At 46.5% G+C, this 17,804-nt stretch carries 11 protein-coding genes and 1 tRNA gene; 3 read left to right on the top strand and 9 right to left on the bottom strand.

Annotated features, from left to right (window positions below):
• Nucleotides 1-262 (top strand): MBL fold metallo-hydrolase (locus OCV68_RS11920; protein WP_262572906.1); only part of this gene is annotated, 262 nt, incomplete at its 5' end.
• A gap of 215 nt (nt 263-477) precedes the next feature.
• On the opposite strand, the gene OCV68_RS11915 is transcribed toward OCV68_RS11920, so the two are convergent.
• The 7 genes from OCV68_RS11915 to OCV68_RS11885 all read right to left on the bottom strand — a co-directional run bounded on the left by OCV68_RS11915 (nt 478) and on the right by OCV68_RS11885 (nt 6,412).
• On the bottom strand, nt 478-1,974 hold the full coding sequence (locus tag OCV68_RS11915) for a hypothetical protein (protein WP_262572903.1): 1,497 nt from the start codon (nt 1,972-1,974) through the stop codon (nt 478-480).
• Nucleotides 1,975-2,055: 81 nt separating this feature from the next.
• A complete protein-coding gene (locus OCV68_RS11910; RefSeq protein WP_262572901.1) occupies nt 2,056-2,931 on the bottom strand; it encodes a DUF4367 domain-containing protein in 876 nt (291 codons plus the stop codon).
• A 36-nt stretch (nt 2,932-2,967) separates the two neighbouring features.
• The gene (locus OCV68_RS11905) at nt 2,968-3,276 is read right to left on the bottom strand and encodes a hypothetical protein (protein ID WP_262572898.1); all 309 of its coding nucleotides are present in this window, start codon (nt 3,274-3,276) and stop codon (nt 2,968-2,970) included.
• Complete coding sequence (locus OCV68_RS11900; protein WP_262572896.1) at nt 3,234-3,437, bottom strand: RNA polymerase sigma factor; 204 nt, start codon at nt 3,435-3,437, stop codon at nt 3,234-3,236. Before OCV68_RS11900 ends, OCV68_RS11905 begins: the two co-directional genes overlap by 43 nt.
• Before the next feature lie 200 nt (nt 3,438-3,637).
• Entirely contained in the window at nt 3,638-4,780 is a 1,143-nt protein-coding gene (locus OCV68_RS11895) for an ABC transporter ATP-binding protein (protein WP_022474194.1), read from the bottom strand.
• Nucleotides 4,781-4,969: 189 nt separating this feature from the next.
• Nucleotides 4,970-5,674 carry a pseudouridine synthase gene (locus OCV68_RS11890; protein WP_262572893.1) on the bottom strand — a complete coding sequence of 235 codons (705 nt, stop codon included), beginning with the start codon at nt 5,672-5,674 and terminating at the stop codon, nt 4,970-4,972.
• Nucleotides 5,675-5,713: 39 nt separating this feature from the next.
• Nucleotides 5,714-6,412 (bottom strand): MgtC/SapB family protein, encoded by a 699-nt coding sequence (locus tag OCV68_RS11885; RefSeq protein WP_262572890.1) that lies wholly within the window; start codon nt 6,410-6,412, stop codon nt 5,714-5,716.
• Nucleotides 6,413-6,589: 177 nt separating this feature from the next.
• Between OCV68_RS11885 and OCV68_RS11880 the strand changes: the two genes are divergently transcribed.
• Nucleotides 6,590-6,673: transfer RNA gene (locus OCV68_RS11880), tRNA-Leu, on the top strand.
• 613 nt (nt 6,674-7,286) lie between these two features.
• Nucleotides 7,287-12,677, top strand: a complete 5,391-nt coding sequence (locus tag OCV68_RS11875) for an Ig-like domain-containing protein (RefSeq protein ID WP_262572887.1) — start codon at nt 7,287-7,289, stop codon at nt 12,675-12,677.
• A 117-nt stretch (nt 12,678-12,794) separates the two neighbouring features.
• Here OCV68_RS11875 and OCV68_RS11870 read toward each other — a convergent pair whose 3' ends face one another.
• Nucleotides 12,795-15,953, bottom strand: a complete 3,159-nt coding sequence (locus OCV68_RS11870; RefSeq protein WP_262572885.1) for an N-acetylmuramoyl-L-alanine amidase — start codon at nt 15,951-15,953, stop codon at nt 12,795-12,797.
• Nucleotides 15,954-15,991: 38 nt separating this feature from the next.
• A complete protein-coding gene (locus OCV68_RS11865; RefSeq protein WP_262572882.1) occupies nt 15,992-17,584 on the bottom strand; it encodes a glycoside hydrolase family 10 protein in 1,593 nt (530 codons plus the stop codon).
• Between the last annotated feature and the right edge of the window lie 220 nt (nt 17,585-17,804).

Raw genomic sequence — 17,804 nt, 5'->3', positions numbered from 1 at the left:
TGTCCGTACCGAATGCAAAGGAGACACCACCAGGGGGAAGAGGAAACTAAAGCAAGGGCAAAAAACGGCATTCCCCTTCCCCCTGATGGTTTCTCCTCTGCACACCTCTTCCTTGAACCCCTATTCCCTACCGTTTTTTATCCCCCTACATTTTGCTTGCCGCCGGAGACCGAACCCCATTCATCTGTTTGTACCTTTTTCTATAGCTATGTTTTCAGGTTTGGGCTTCAATCCGTTCTTTTATTTGCTGTTCTTTGGTTAATTTGAGAGCAATTTTATAAGAATGTCCTTTGCCTTATTATTGGATTTTACGTGTTATATCGAGTATCTGCTGTTTGTTTTGCTTGGCTCTGCGGTGGGGGATTGGCTAAATTGTCCGTTATAAACCTAATTACGATATCTGTCAGCAAGCGGATTTTGTAGGTAGCCGCAGTTTACCACTGCGGCTTCAGCGTGGCTCAGCCTTTTACCATTTCCTCAGCACTGACCGCCGCCCCATTCTACAACCGTAAATCCCTTGCGTTCAAAGGTATCAAGCTTCTGCTCCTCTACCTCGGTATATTCGTCCAGCGGTTTATATGCCATGAATATCCTCAGAATGCTGTCAGGCTCGGGGGAGATGTGCAGCTTTGCCGCATTCTCATATGCCTCTGTCTGGAAGCTTATAAGGTTGTAAGGATTCTTCTCCATCTGAGGAAGCCAATATACGATGAACTCGTTATACTCCTTGGGAGTAAGTCCCATGTACGAAAGCTTCTCACGGAGAAAATCCGCCGTGTCGCTGCCCTTTACCACAAAGCCTGTGGAAAAGTCCCACTTTGCGTTAAGGGAAGCGTCCCAGAAAAGGTAGGAATATTCCTTGCCGTCGGCGATTATGGTTCCGTCGGGCTTGGCTGTTACGTCCCAGCCGTCCTTATATTCGGGATATGTACACATGAACTTGCCGTTCAGCTCCATTTTTACCGACACCTGCTGTTCCTTTTCGGGATAAAGATATATAACTGGCTTTGCGGCGGGCACATTATCTTCGTCGCCGTACACATTATAGCCCTCCACTGTAAAGGCCCACAGTTCCTCATTGAAATAGTAATTGAGAAGCTCTGCCACATTCATCCTGAACATGGTCTTGGTCTTTTTTACGGGAGCCTTTCCGTTCTCTGCGGAATAGCCATATACATCAATGGGGGTTGAAGCCGAAACGCATTCCTTGCTGCCGTCTGCCATGAGCAGATAGCAGTCATCAACAGGCTCCAGCAGATAGAGCTTTTTGCTTATGCACTGAGTTCCCTCCCAGCTTTCTGCGGCGTGTTGCCATGTGTTGTATCTTGATGATGCCGATGAATCTGCGCCTTTCTTTTTCTTGGAGTAGTTTCTTACCGTCCTTGCGCCGTAGCTGTCGCCATTGCCTTTGTAGGAATATTCCATCGTATCGGTGTCGGGGTCAACCGACTCTGTGGCCTTGAACACAGGCTCACGGATAATTTTTTCATCGGTGAAGGTCATATATCCGTATTCGCTGTTCATGGTCAGACCGCTGTCGTCCTGAGCCAGCATATAATCGTCATATACCCATTTAAGCTTTTTGCCCACCATGCTTGGTGCGATCGTGGTACAGGACATACTTGCGGAGTACATATATTCCGCCTTGTCGCCTTTAAGGCTGTAGAATTTGTGGAGCTTTTTGTCATATTCTCCGCCCTTTTCCGCTTTGTCCTTTACGGTGCTTGTAACGATAAGCTCGGGAATGTTGTCGCCCGTAACGTCAAATATAGCAAAGGAGTCGGTGGTAGTCCTCAGCCACGACATATCGGCGGTTATCTTGTCGTAATAGGTTTTCACTTCCTCATTTTGTGTAAGCAGAGCAATGCTGTTTTCGATCTTGCTTTTGCTGTAGTCATCGGCGAATACCGATGCGGAAAGAGATGACACAACTGCCGCCGCTGCGATGATTGATAATATTCTGTTTTTCTTCATAATGAACCTTCCTTTCGGTCTGATTTCTGCTTTATACTTATAAAACAACTTAACAATGGAAATTTTTTCATAATTGCTCAGTTATTTTATAGAATTAACAATTTTATCGCATTCCGCATAGTCAACATTCTGTGTAAAAATATCGATAACGCAATAACCCGAGTTGAAAATCAGATTCATTTGGTTATCTTCCTTTGATACTATCGCCTGATGACCACATACGGTTATTTCTGAAATATTGTGTTCATCGCTGGGAATACAGATATTTGACAGGTCGCCATCATGGAAATACTGATATGATAAGGAAATCTTTTCGGAACCATTTTCAAAAGTAAATAAAATATAATCCATATAATCATTTTTATCGGATTCCATACATACAAGCATAAAACCTTCAGGGAGATAGTGTGGGGTTTCGGCAGTAATATCCATTTCCTCGCATTTTCCGATAATTCCGTAAGGGTCATTTTCAGATGTAGGCAGAACTATCTCTTCACTTTTATTGCCGAAATCTATTTTCACGCCGCCTTGTGTAAGCTCTACAGCAAGAGAAAATATATTCATGTTCCATGCTGAAACTGAAATACAGTTTGCTGCAAATACTATGGCAGCAGCGCAGATAATCGGTATTATTTTTCTGAGCGTCCTGACGGAAGCTTTGTTTTTCCCGGCATTGTATTCGGATATTTTACTGTATAATCTTTGCTTCTGCCCCACAATGTCACTTGACTGATCAAGTCCGTCCGACAGTTCGCACAGTTCATTTGTAAGGACTGCAATTTTATCATAATCACGCTTGCCTGACGGCTTGGCTGTTTCCTCATCAAGCTGTCGCTTCAAATATAAAAAAGCCTTTTTTTCAAGCTCTTTATCGGAAATAATTTTTTGTGCAAGCCCTTTCATATTACTCATTCTCCTTTGATGTATAAACGTCAGAAAGCACAGTTTTTCTTTCATCAAAACAATTTTTTAATTTGTAGCTGTGCACAAAAATTACAGCCTTAGTTTGTTGGCTTTTCTCGCACTGACCGCAAGCTTTTTTCTTATCCTGTGTATGTGGATATATAATGCGTTAAGCGTCATTTCGTTGGCTTTTGCTATGCTTTCCTTATCCTCGCCGTTGTAATAATCAGAGATAATAGCCTTATCTTTATCTGACAGGCAGTCAAGATCATTATCTGACAAGAACGGGAAATCAATGGGAGCAGCGCTTATCTCATCAGAGCATTCCTCAAGAGAAACAAATGAGGGATTGTGTCTTATATAATTTTTTTCTCCAGATCCGCTGCCCTGTAAAGCCATATTCTGATATTTTCACTCAGTTTCAGACGGTCCAGCTTTTTATACAATGCAAAGAATACTTCCTGTGTAACATCTTCCGCCGCTGTTCGGCTGAAATTCAGCTTTGTGCAGCAGTAGTTATATATTTCATTGTAATACTTATCTACTATTTCATCATACATAAAAATATTTGCCCCTTTGAGTTTTCTACTTTTGGAAGCTTTTATTATATAACGTCATTAAAGCACCTTTTTCTTTCAAAAATATTATAAAAGCATACTTTTTTGTATAGCTGCACAAAAAGTTTGATAAATATTTTATCATATAAAACAAAAAGCCGCACCCAAAAGAGTGCGGCTCAATAAATTCGATTGTGATGTTATCAGTTGATAACAGTCTTCTCGGTTTCCTTATCAAAGATGTGGATCTTGTTAGGATCGATAGCAACTCTGATAGTATCCTGAGGACGTGCTGTGGAACGAGGATCAACACGAGCAGTAAGGGGAATACCCTCGCAGGTGAGATACAGGTAAGTCTCAGCACCCATCATTTCGGTGATTTCAACGTCAGCCTCGATAACGCCGGTCTTAGCAGCGGAGAGGAACATCTCTTCATCGTGAATGTTCTCGGGACGGATACCCATGATGATCTCCTTGTCAACAAGCTCGGAAAGTGCAAGGTCATCAACCTTGGACTCGGGAATTTCAACATAGTACTTCTTTCCACGGGTGGTCTTGGTATCTTCGGAACCGAACTCTACAGTGTACTTGCCCTCGATCTTTCTGAGAACAGCGTCGATAAAGTTCATCTGAGGAGATCCCATGAATCCTGCAACGAACTGGTTTACAGGGTTGGTGTAAAGGTTCTGAGGAGAATCAACCTGCTGAACAAAGCCATCCTTCATAACTACGATACGGTCACCCATTGTCATAGCCTCTGTCTGGTCATGTGTTACGTAAATAAATGTGGTACCCAGCTTCTGGTGGAGCTTGGAAATCTCGGTTCTCATCTGAGCACGGAGCTTCGCATCCAGGTTGGAAAGAGGCTCGTCGAGAAGGAATACCTGAGGCTCACGAACGATCGCACGTCCAAGAGCAACACGCTGTCTCTGACCACCGGAAAGAGCCTTAGGCTTTCTGCTGAGAAGGTGAGAGATATCGAGGATTCTTGCAGCCTCTTCTACCTTTCTTGCGATCTCGTCCTTAGGAACCTTTCTGAGCTTCAGACCGAATGCCATGTTCTCGAATACGGTCATATGAGGATACAGAGCGTAGTTCTGGAATACCATTGCGATATCTCTGTCCTTAGGAGCAACGTCGTTTACAAGACGGTCGCCGATGTAAAGCTCGCCCTCGGAAATCTCTTCGAGTCCGGCAATCATACGAAGTGTAGTAGATTTACCGCAGCCTGAAGGACCAACAAGGATAATGAACTCCTTGTCCTTGATTTCAAGGTTTACGTCTGATACGGCAACAACGCCACCGGGATATTTCTTATAGATGCCTCTGAGTGATAAGCTTGCCATTTAGTGTGGACCTCCCTAATTAAAATGCTGCCGAGGATATTATCTTGCAATACATATATCGGCTATGATTATATAATACCAAATTACGCACAGTAATTTCAAGTCTCTTATTACCCAAACTTACAAAAAGTTATTTATTTAGTTTGACGAAAATAAACTTTTTCGGAAAAATGTGTTGAAATCGTGCTACTATTTTGCATAAAGTTTCAGGGCTTCTTTGTGCAAAATTTCCCTGCACCCTCCGAGAGGCAGTGTGGGGTCAAGCTCTATGCCCCCTATCCTTGTGCGCCTGAGGAAGGTGACTTTGTTGCCCGCAGCCTCCATCATGCGCTTGACCTGGTGGAACTTTCCCTCGTGGAGGATAAGCCGCACCACATGGTCGTCATCGGTGAAGAAAAGCTGCGCAGGCATGCACTTTTCGCCGCCGTCAATGGTCATTCCTGAGGCAAAAAGCTCCTTGTAGCTCTCTTCCGCAGGGCGTTCCAGAGTGACCTCGTATTCCTTTTCAACGTGGCTCCTGGGCGAGAGCATCTTGTGTGCAAGGGCGCCGTCGTCGGTTATGAAAACAAAGCCTTCGGTGTCCTTGTCCAGCCGTCCCGCAGGGAAAAGCCCCTTTCGGCGCAGCTCAGGGGGGATAAGCTCCAGCACGGTTTCGGAAAGCTCGTCCCTGGTGGCGCACACAACTCCCGCAGGCTTATTAAGCATAATGTACATATACTGCCTGTATAATATGGGCTTTCCGCTGATAATTATTTCGTCCTTTTCGGGGTCAACGTGCATATCCGCCGAGGTAACGGACGCTCCGTTAACGGTTATTTTCCTGCGTTTTATAAGCTCCTTTGCATCGCTGCGGGATATGCCTGTCTGCTCGGCAGCAAATTTATCTATGCGCATCTGAACAGTCCTTCCTTATTATTTTCCGTTGTTATGGGATTATTCAACGTGTACATTCATTATCCCGTCGGTCATTTTCAGCTTGTTGATGGCGTAATCGAAAAGCTCCTCCGATTTTTTCACGATGACCGCATATTTCAGCTCCAGATGACCCTCGTCAGCCACGGATATCTCCGATGAAACTATGGCAAGGGAAAGCTTGCTGAACAGTGCCTCGGCTTCCTTTGCAGCCACGTCCGCACTGCTCACCATCAGGCAGATCACACGGGTCTCGCTGTGCTTCATGACCGCCCTTTTTATGAACTGGAGGGCGAAGTATATGAGCAGCGTCGCAATAACAGCTGCCCCGTAGAAGCCCGTGCCGCAGGTAAGTCCCACGCAGGATACAGCCCACAGGCTTGCGGCAGTGGTAAGTCCCTTGACGCTGAAGCCCTCTTTGATTATAGTACCTGCGCCCAGGAAGCCTATGCCGCTGACCACCTGCGCACCAAGGCGTGTGGGGTCAACGTTCATCACGCCCATGTATTTTCGGCACACATATTCCGACGTGATAGTCATAAGGGCGGCGCCGATGCAGACAAGCACATGGGTGCGTATGCCCGCTGGACGGTTGATGTGCTCACGCTCGTTGCCTATGAAGCTGCCCAGCAGGGTCGCCACGCCAAGCCTTAGGATAGTCTTGACCATAAAAGCGGCATCAGCCGACGGTATAAGCATATCAAGATAGTTTTCAAACATGGGCATGCCTCCTTTTTGAGCCTTAATAAGAGATTTTCACTATATTTATTGTATCATATAATGAGAAAAAATGCAAATGGCAGAGGAAAAATGCAAAAAATCTAAAAAAGTGCTTGACAAGTACAAAAGTCTGTGCTATAATATAAAAGCTGACTGATTAAACAGGTCAGAAAATATGCGAGAGTGCTGGAATAGGCAGACAGGCACGTTTGAGGTGCGTGTGTCTTTGACGTGTGGGTTCAAGTCCCATCTCTCGCACCAAACACCGTTCAGATCCTGAGCGGTGTTTTTTTGTGCTTACAAGGCAAAAGCGGTTCGGATATCCGAGCCGCTTTTTCGTTTGTATGATGCCGTCGAACGGCTTCAATGCGCCGTTTGACGGAGGTATGCAGATTATGCCCGAGGGGCTTTTTATCAAATAAAAATGAGATGCAGAGGACAGTGTCCCACCGATATCCGGGGCTGTCCGTTCCCGAATGCGGCTGTAAGAATGGGACTTTTTAGGTAAGTCAAAAAGAGGTTCGGAGATATACAAAAGAGGTTAGATGAAAGGTAAACGCCTGCATCTCATTACTAAAATTATATCACGGCGCTTGTAGATTGTCAAGTGATTTTATAATTTGCAAACATCATTTCTTAAAAAAGTTCTCTGCATTTTGGTACAAAATCGGGCAAAAACACGCACTTTTTGAATACAGGTCTCATTTTGTCAATTAGATGTGTTAATGCGCAAAAGTGTAATAAGCATGGAGAAAGTTTTAACTTTTTCGGTAAAATCTATTGCAATTTCGGTAAAATTATGTTATACTTCAAGTGTGTGATGTGTGTAATTTTAGAATATTTTATGGCATTTATTTTGAAAGGAGAAATGTTTTTGAAAAAGCAGGATTTTAAAAGACAGCTTGCTGCGATAATGGCACTGGCTGTCACATTTTCATCTGTCCCCCCTGTATGGGCGGACGAGATCTCTTTCATTACAGATGACGACGTAACCCTTAACTCTATAAGCACTATCGGCATGGAGACCAATGCTTACGATCTGCTCAGCGATCCTGTCAGCGACTGCCCCTTTACTATCACAGGCTCCGCTGACTCTGCTGTGCCTCTTGAGCATTACTATGCTCTGGGTCCTGAAGCAGTCGGCAGCCAGAAGCTGGTGTTCTATGTTAACTCCAACGGTGCTGAGGACTTTAAAATAACAAGCGTGACCTACAATGAGGCCGATGCCACCAGCAAGCTTTATGGCCTTATCAAGCTGGAAGAGGTAAACGGTGTGAGCAAGTACGCTTATGACGTTGACTGCTGGGGCACTGCTGTGATAACCGTAAATGCAACTGTAGGCGACGTTTCGTATTCACAGAGCTTTACTTTTACTTCCGCAGCAGCGTATCTGATACCCAAAATATATACGAACAGCATATCTATACCTTTCGGCACTACAGCTGATAACATCGGCACTGTTATCGACGAAAACGAACTTGTACAGGTGAGCTTTTCCAACAAGTATCAGAGCGATATTACCGCCGGCTCTGAAATAGTACGGGGCGTAAGTGACTTTCCTATTCCAATGCACGGCATGTACTATACCTTAGATGCCAAGATATCCGACACTGACCCTTATTCCGTTGATGTCAGTATAGTGCCTACAGAAGAAGGCGCTCTCTGCTACTGCTTTGATACCGAAAATACTTCTGCGACAATCCCATTTGACGTGGAATCCCCCATATTCAAGGACGCTCCCGAGGAGCTGGTAGTCCCCGTTTTCAAGAGGGACACCGAATCTCTTTACGAGAGAGCCAACGAAAGAGCAGGCAGCGCAGCCATACTCAGCAACAAATTCGGCATTTACAACGGTGACACCTACATAACAAGCAGCAGGGCACACACCCTGAACAGATATGACAAAACCTACAGTGAGATCCTTGCCACAAGGGATTATGTTCACGCATATGGCATCAAGGGGTATTATCCCGAGGCCGCAAACTGGATATTCCCCAAGGGCTACAACGACACTAACCCGACCGCCTCGACCTATGACCCCTCTGTTGAAAATTACGGCTTCATGATGAACCTGCCCATCAGATATGATGTGAAGAAGATAATCCTGAAGCCACTGCTTGAGGGCAAATTCACTGCGGACAACCCCATTGACACATCTAACGGGGAAAACCTGTCCGAGGCGATAAAGAGCGCTCTCACCTTTACCACCGAAAACATGGACTACAGCAATATGCCCACAGAGCTTCTTTACGGCAACACAAGCTACAACAAGACCAATGTTGAAGAGCCTGAGGGCGAGACAGTTTATGCTCCAGCAAGCGACGATTTCGACATCATTACAGGCGATATGACATACGATGAGAAGACAGGCTTACAAAAGGTAACCGTTACATTTGTTCTCACCGAAAAGGGCGAAGAGGCTTACGAGCTTTCCGCTTCCGACAATGCAGGCATTTCCGCAACTGTATATGTAAAGGCAGCTATGGAAAGCTACAGATTCAGTGAGGAAAGCGTTTCCGTATCCGAAAATGCAAGCGAAAAGCTTGATCTGAGCCGGTATCTTGAAGTTTCTCCCACAGGCACTGACGCATCTTCCGTAAAGTATTACTCCGATAACCCCGAAATAGCAACTGTTGATGAAAGCACAGGCGCTGTTACTCCCGTGGCTCCCGGAAGCGCTAAGATATATGCCCAGGGAATTATCGGCGGCGAGCAGGGTCCCAAGGCTTACATAACTGTTAATGTTCTGGACGAGATAACTATTACTTTCCCCAATGCAGAAAAAATTGACAGTGCTTATTATCTTTATGTTACACAGTATGAAGGATCAGACAGTCAACAGAAATTTATTTACTATAGTGACATTGTCAAAAATAATGCAGCTGTAACGGGCAATGTAAAAGAATATGAAGTTACAGATGACAATCATGATGCAAGGGGATTCCGTTTAGGCGCACTTTTCTCCGGCAATAGTATGCTTTTCTCTTTTAGCCCGATAGAAAACTCGACCTGCCTCAGCAGTGATTCTGTAAAAAGGCTGAGAGTTTATGCCAAGCGTGATGCCCACCCCGTGCTTGACACTCTTACTGTCCCCAAGGATCCTGAGAAAGCAAATGAGTATATAAAGGACTATTTCGATAACCTTAGCTTTACTACCTACACAGGCGAAGCTATAGATGTTGATTACACCGTAAAATCCGTAACCTTAAACAATGACAGCACGGCTACAGCCGTTATCGAGGTGGCTGACAGCCAGAAGGACGAAATATGTATCGCAAGAACTGAGGACTACAACAAGCCTCTTTCCACCACTGAGATAACAGTTCCCGTTGAGTATGTTGAAAAGCAGACGATCTCCGCTCACTGGAACGGCGGCAAGCTCAAATTAAATTTAAACACCTTCAACCGTGACGGCATGATGGCAGCTATAGAAGAGAAAATGGCTGATGACGCAGTTTCCTTTACCGATGGAAGCGGCAAGAAAATAGCGATACCTTTCTGCGGCAAAGACGGCGACAGCGGCTATTATATCGTCACAACGGGTGCAGGTGATTCTATGCTGCTGACACTTGGCTTCAAGGGAAAATATGCTGACTTTTATGACCTTGACGAGGGCGATGTTGCCGGCACGGTATATACAGGCCAAAACTTCAATGTGCTGGTAGATTTCAATGTTTATATCGTCCCTACTTTCATAGATACTGACATCAAGGTAAATATCAGCAAAACTTCCACAGATGCGGAAAAGATAGCGGCTGTTAAGGAAGCTGTAAAGGCTGTCGATATCCGTGACATAACCACCGGTGAGATCATTGACAAATATCCATATGAGCTCAGTTTCGGCGATAATGACATTGACATCTTTAACAGGACCGCAGATGCAACCTTCAATATTACCGACAACAGATTTGTTATCGGCAACAGAGAAGCAAAGACATTACATCTGGGCACACAGAATTTCACCTTTATAGATACAGACGACGGCACTGAATACACCGTTTCCGACAAGGAGCTGAAGCTTGCAGATGGTGCTTCGACCGAAGCTGTTATCAAGGTAAATCCTGATGATGACGTGCTCACAAGACTCGGGCTTGCCAAAAACTATGCCTTACGCTGCATTGATATGGAGCCGGGTACTTCAGTAGAAGTCAAGGTCGTTAGTTCCGACGCCAATGGGTCAACGATCGCTGTTTCTTTGATGAAAAACGGAAATAATGAGGTACTGTCCTCAGAAAAAACTACACGCCTTGAGTTCAATATTACATACCGGGAAAGAAAAGCTGTTGAACTTAAGCTCGAACCAACAGACGTTACCGACAATGTGGTTTATGTAATGCCCGATGATGACCTTAACGCAAGAATTGCTCTTGGTACAGAGCGTATGAAGGAAATGTTCACCGTAACAGGTGCGGAGGAGCTCAGCGAGGACGATTACAGCGTTAACATTCAACCTTACACCGCAGACGATGGACAGGCTATGTTCCTTATAACCATAAGTCTGACAAATGACGACTACTGCTTCAAATCAAAAGAACATACAGCTGAGTCAAAGACCATAATATTTACTGAAAAGAAGCCCGCACCGGTAAGCTTGATCTCAAAGGAGTCGGTTACGCCTGTATTCTCCACTGACATCAGCGACACAAACAAAGACCGTGAAGCTATTCTTAAGGAATATATTAAGAAAAACATAACGATTGCACCTGCTCCCGCTTCAGACAAAGAAATGTGCACTGACTATGATCTCGACGACATTGAATACACCACCGAGTACAGCGACAACGGTCTCCCTGCAAGCATGACGGCAAAGGTAGTGCTTCACCCCGATGATTATGCTGAGGATGGATACAATTATTCACTGACATTCACTCCCACATGGAAAATCGAAGTAGATACGACCCTTGCCCTCAAAGCTGACGCAACGCTTACTCCCGAATTAAGGATCCCCGCAGCTGATCTGAGCGACAACATGGCTGTAACTGAAGCTTTAGTTAACTATATGAAAAACGCATTCAGCATTATCAACGGCTTTGAAGGCTGCAGTGTTAGGATTACGCCAACTGCCATGGATGGCGAGCAAGTACAGGGAGAGGTAAATCTGATACTTCCCGAAGACGGCAGCAATTACTACTACCTCACAAAGCCGGGCTGCATAGAAACACTTAGCTTCAATGCAAAGGTCATCGGCGTTTCAAGCGCTACACTTGCTCTCAAGGACGGCATGACACTTAGCCCCGTTATTGAGGTAAAGGAGACTGATGATGCTGATACACGCTTCCAAAAGGCTATGGAATACATCGACAATGCTTACACTGTTGAAAATGCCGACTGCGACTACTCAATAGGCATAGAACGCCGTGCAGAGATCGACAGCGGCTATGCAGAGCTTATCCTCCGGGTGCCTGATGGATATGAATTATCCGAGGACAGTGTCAATACTCTTATATTCAACGCAAAATACAAGGTAATATATGACTACGCTAAGCCCGAGATAACCAAGGTAACACCTGCCGCAAAAACTGTAGGCGTTAACTGGTCCGAGGTAAGAGGCGCTGAAAAGTACCGTGTATATTACTTCGCTGACGGCAAGTGGACACTTGCAGGCGAAAGAACCGAGACCGGTATGTATGTAAGAAACCTTACACCCGGCAAGAAATACGGCTTTGCCGTTAAGGCTCTGCTCAACGGTGAATGGACTGACGTAACCGCTTCCGACATCGTTTATGCAACCACTCTTGACGTTAAGCCCAGGATCATCGAGACATACGACGAAGAGGGCGTTATAGGCATCAACTGGACTGAGGTCTATGCTGCTGAAAAGTATCGTGTATATTACTATACTGACGGCAAGTGGGCACTTGCAGGCGAAAGAACTGAGGAGCATATGCTCGTAAAGGGTCTTACTAAGGGCAAGAAGTACGGCTTTGCCGTTAAGGCTCTGGTAAACGGCAAGTGGACAGACGTTACATCTTCCGACATTGTTTATGTGACTGTATCTAACATTAAACCTGTCATCACCAAGACATTCACTTCAGGAAAGGGAACCGTTGGTCTCAACTGGTCTGCTGTGAATGGTGCTGAAAAGTACCGTGTATATTACTTCGCTGACGGCAAGTGGACATATGCAGGCGAAAGAACCGAGCTTGGCATGTATGTAAGAAATCTTACATCAGGCAAGAAGTACGGCTTTGCTGTTAAGGCATATGTTGACGGTCAGTTCACTGACGTAACATCTTCCGACATTGTTTATGTGACTGCTGAGTAAATTGACTTATAACTTATAATAAAATGAGGGACTGCGGCATTGGCTGCAGTCCCTCATTTTATTTAGTAATATCATTGCATAAAAAAGCTCCTCCGCAGTTTGCAGAGGAGCTTTTGTTCAATAATAGCTGTTATAAGGGTCTGAGAATGGATTATACTCAAAGCCGATATTTGGGGCAGTCTCTTCGGGCGTTTCGGACGGCGTTGTTTCTGAGGGAACTTCTTCCGCAGTGTTTTCGGAAGTGCTGCTTTCGGTCGGGGTGCTGTCGTAAGAGCCGCTGTTGGTGAAGCTTCCGCTGCCCTCTCCGTAGCAGGAATAATCGCACCGTGCAAGGAAATCGGAAGCCCCCTGTACTATGGCGGAGGCAATGCCGTTCTGATGAGTGGGATTTGCCAGTGCCATTGCTTCGGTATAGTTTGTCACAAAGCCGCATTCGATGAGCACTGACGGAAAATCCTGCTGCTGGGTGACGAAGAAATAGTTGTAGTTCTCTCCCCTGTCAAGGCTGCCTGTTCCGTGGACGCTGCTGCCCAGATATGCTCCCACACGCTTTGAAATGCTGTCCGCCAGCGGCTGGGAGAATGGGGTGAAATAATATGCCTCTGCGCCCTTTGCGTCCTCTCCTGCGGAGTTGCAGTGGATAGCAAGGAAAAGGTCGGGGTTATACTGCCTTGCGTAGGAAGCTCGCTGGGCGGTAACATATGTTTCGCTCTCGGTCTTTAGTCTTATGACATTTGCACCAGCAGCTTTCAGCTTTTCCTCTACCAGCTTTGCGATGGCGAGGTTTGCTTCCTGCTCCTTGATGTGTCCCACGGCACCGGGGTCAAAGGTATCGGCTCCTGTGTAGCCATGGCCGGGATCTACCACGACAGTTGCGCCATCAAGGGAATTTCTGTAGCCGTTGAAGCGGAATGTAAGGTTATTGCTGTCATCGTAATATGATGTAACTCCGCCGAAAATTCCCGCCTGTCTGAAGCTCAGGGTAAGGGTAGTCTTGGTAAGCTCACCCGATTCGTATGTGCCCCACTTGCCGTAGGTGAAAACGGAGCTTTCAGGGAACGTGATATCGCTTGCGGAAACTGATGTGATATAGTCAAAGGTGATAGTAAGAGCGTCCGAATTAAATGAGGATATGTAGTAATTTCCGTTGCCGCCGCTTGTGCAGTTAAGGTTATTGAAGGACATGGCAAAAGGAATTTTTGTGTTGGTGTGGAGCTTCAGCACCGTGTCCGTGCCGTCCTTTGCGGCGCTTACCACGCTTACGGGATTTGAGCCTAAGGGCGAGTTATCCAGCACGTTCACGTCGCTCACCTTTATGCGCTTGCCCGAATTTGTGAGGTAATATTCCGTGCCTGAGTAGGTGACAGTCTTTACCTGATAATCCAATGTGCCCGCAGGGAGACGTGCCATATCGGGGGTGGGGTCGGTGCCGGTGGTCTTGCTGTCGTACACCATGGTGTTGTCGTTTTTCACCTGCAAAAGATTGCCGCTGTAGTCGTTGAGTATTTCCGCAAGGGCGTTTACGATAATGTGGCAGCCTGTGCGGCTCTCGTTGAAGTCGCCTGTTTTGGTGTGGTATGTGCCGTAGAAGGTCACGTTTCCAAGGTCGATATCCTGACCCTTTATGCCTGCGGGAGCAATATATGTGCCAACATATTTTGTGTAGTTGGAGTTGGGGTCAAGCTCATCTGTCTGACCCTCCACTGGGCTGAGGGTGACGGATTTGCCGTTTATCTCCGCCGATACATCGGAGCCTTTGTAAGCAATTACGCTGAGATTTACTGCCGACTGCTCCTCAATGCGCATCTCGCCGCCGCTGGGCTCTGCGCTTTTAAGGACATTTACGGTTCTTGTTATTTTGTACGTGATAGTTTTGCCCTTGTTTTTGAATGTAAAAGTGTTGAGACCCACATCAAGGTCCATATTGAAATAGAAGCGCCCCGCTTCGTTCAGCTCAATGGGCTTGCCCTGAAAATAGATGGTGAAGTTGGGGTCAAAGGAGCCTGCGAAAATAACGGTAGGCTCTTCCGTTTTGAAGGTCGTGGCAAGGGGGAGGGTCATTTCCAGCTCGTTGTTAAGGCCCTCACGGTCTATCTGGTCATTGTAGTGCTTAACCAGCACCGAGGTGGATTCCTCAGTATTTGCGTCCAGCGCTGAAAGGGAGTTGAAAATGCTGCCGATGTAGGAGCTGTAGTCATCTGCCTTGATGACCTGTTTTACCAGCTCATCGGGAGAGCCCCAGCCTGTGCTGTCGGTGCATATTTTTTCGTTGATGTGGTCTATCATCATGGGAACGCCTGCGCTCTGCGCCTGCCTGTCCCACCAGCCTGCCACCTCTTCAAAGGGCATAGACTGACTGCTGAGGGAGCCGTCTGCCTTGACGATGATGAAATCCGCATAGCCGCTGTTTATGTAGCCCAGCGTATCGGCATAGCCGTCGGTAAGGGCTTCAAAGCTTACTGAGGTCTCGCTGCCCTCGTCGTTTGTAGTGTAGTTTGCCCAGACATCGTTTATGGAAATGCCTACGGGGACGGAGTTAGATGTGCGCCGCACTGCGTCCGATACCAGGCTGAACACATATGCGCCGTTATCCATAAGCCAGTTATCGTATCCGATGCCCGAGCCGTTGGTCATATAGTCCGCAAAGCTGCTGCTGTCCTTGGAGGAATAATATCCGTCAAGGATAATGCCGTCCACGGGATATTTTACGGTGAACTCGTGTGCGGTCAGGGCAAGCCTGTCTATCCTTGCTTTTGCGGTCTCCTCCGTGATTCCCGAAAGCACTGTGCCGATATCAAAGGTGACATACACGAACATTCCACGCTCATTTGCCGCCTGTGCGCACAGCTCCGAGGGAGATGTGCTGCCGTTCATATCCGTGCTGAAATACACGTTTCCGTTATAGGAGGTGTTTATTATCACCGTGTTAAGGCTCATATTTTCCGCACTGTCAAGGGCGGAGTTTATGCCAGAAAGGATATCTTCTTCCGACAGCATATCGCCGTTTTCGTCATAAATGTCAAAATCCTTTTCGGGGGTGATATAAACGCCCCTTACCTCATCGGGAAACGAAAACATGGGGCTGTATTCGGGCTGACTGAAGCTGTCCAGCTCCTCGTCACGCTGAACATCGGGGATAATTTCCTCATATTCTTCCGTAACGTTGCTTTCGGCATAAACCGACAAAAAATCCGCAGGGAGTGCCGTCACCGCCATAGCAATGGCGGCAAGCACCGATAATATTTTTCTCTTTTTCATTTTTATCATCTTGTTCATTCTTTTTTTCTTTTGTTTTATTTCTTTAATACTAATTATCAGTATAAGTTTTCCAGCTCTTTATTCACATGAACCGAAACAGACTGTGCAGGCTCAAACAGCGAATCATAGCGGAAAAAGGCATAGCCTGCGCTGTATATTTCCGTAAGGTCACGCTGGCGGGAAAGGATATCGCTTGAATCCAGCCACTCGTTTTTGCCGTCCCCCGCATAGGTATCCTCAGTGCCTGATTTGTACGCCGCAAGACCTATCACAAGGGAAATGTTATCCCCTGTGAGCTTTGCCCATGAATCCACAGTTTCCGCATAGGGCAGGGTGGAATTTTCAAAGCCGTAGTATATCTGGGGGCAGATGTAGTCGCAGTAGCCCGATGAGCCGCACCATGTATAGATGTCGGCATAAAGGGTATCAAAGTCGCTGCTCATATTTCCTTGGGGCGAGATGCCGAAAACTGCCGTGGGATTTGCTCCGTGGACAGTAAGATACAGCTGTCTCACCATTTTTGTGACCGTCTCACGCCGCCAGTCGCTCAGGGCAAGGGCTGTGCCGCTTGCACTGTAAGCTTCCCTGTCGAAGCTCTCATCGGTGGTGGGATAGAAGTAGTCGTCTATCTGAATGCCGTCAACGTCATATCCCGTGAGGATCTCTCTTATTCCGTCGCAGATAAGGGAGATAGTATCACTGTAAGCGGGGCTGAGATACCATCTGCCGCTGCTTTCAACAATGTATGTGCCCTTTTTGGAGCTGTCGTTATACCACTTGCCGATAACGCAGTCTGTACCCAGTCCTGACATCTGTGAGTCGGTCATGAGCCGCATTGGGTTTATCCATGCGTGAATGGAAAGCCCTCTGTCGTGGGCAAGCTTTACGGCGATTTTAAGCGGGTCATAGTCCCCTGTCAGGCGATCACCCTTGGGGAAAAGCGATGAATCATAATAAGCGTCGCCGTAGGCACGCACCTGAAAATAAACGGTATTGCAGCCCAGGGCGGCTATGTTGTCAAAACATTCGCCCAGCGAAGATGTAAAGGACGCTTCATCGGCGTTTTTCATTATCCTGTCATATTCCAGATATGATATCCACACGGCTTTCTGCCTGTCAAAGTTCAGGGCATAATAGCTGTTCCGGGGATAATATGTGCCTGCGCTTTCGGGAGCGGCAGTGGTATTCTCGGAAGCAGCTGCTCCTGTGGTTGTTTCGGTCCGGGTAGTCTGCGATGCAGTCTCCGAAGCGGCGATTTCTTCCGTAAAGGCTGTCTCTTCCGATGTGATAACAGCTGTTTCGAAAGCTGTTATTTCGGAGATCGTTTCGGGAACTGTTGTTTCTGAAATTGTTGTTTCCGGAACGTTAGCTCTTGAAACAGCTGTTTCAAAAGTGCATTCGGCGGCTGTTACGGTGTTTTTGTATATTTCAGCCGTTGTTTCGAGAGAAACTATATTTTCCTGCGTCCGGGAAGTGGAAACCGATGTGGTTTCGGAGCTTGATGCTGTCGTCACGGCGGAGGCAACATTATCCGTTTCAAAATAGCTGTCGGGCAGCTCGTCCGCAAGGGCGGAGCAGGAGCCTGCAAGCATGGCGCAGAGCAGTATATTTGCGATTTTTGCCGCTTTTATTATGTCGTGTCTTTCCATAGTTCCTCCATCTTCGGGGTATATACACATATAATTATAGCCTAATTATATGCGGCTTGTCAATGGCGCAGAACTTCTGTAATCAAAAAAAGTGCATAAAAATATCCGCACTTTTTCTGTGCGGATTGGCGGGGGTAATATGATATGCGGTGCAGGTGAAAGGTAAATTTGTCCGTACCTGCGGCAACAGAGACCAGATGGCTCTGCCCTCAGTGGACTT

The sequence above is a fragment of the Huintestinicola butyrica genome (assembly GCF_025567215.1).
Classification (GTDB): Bacteria; Bacillota; Clostridia; order Oscillospirales; family Ruminococcaceae; genus Huintestinicola; species Huintestinicola butyrica.
Note: the sequence above shows the minus strand (reverse complement) of the source record. Positions and strands in the feature narration are given on the sequence as shown.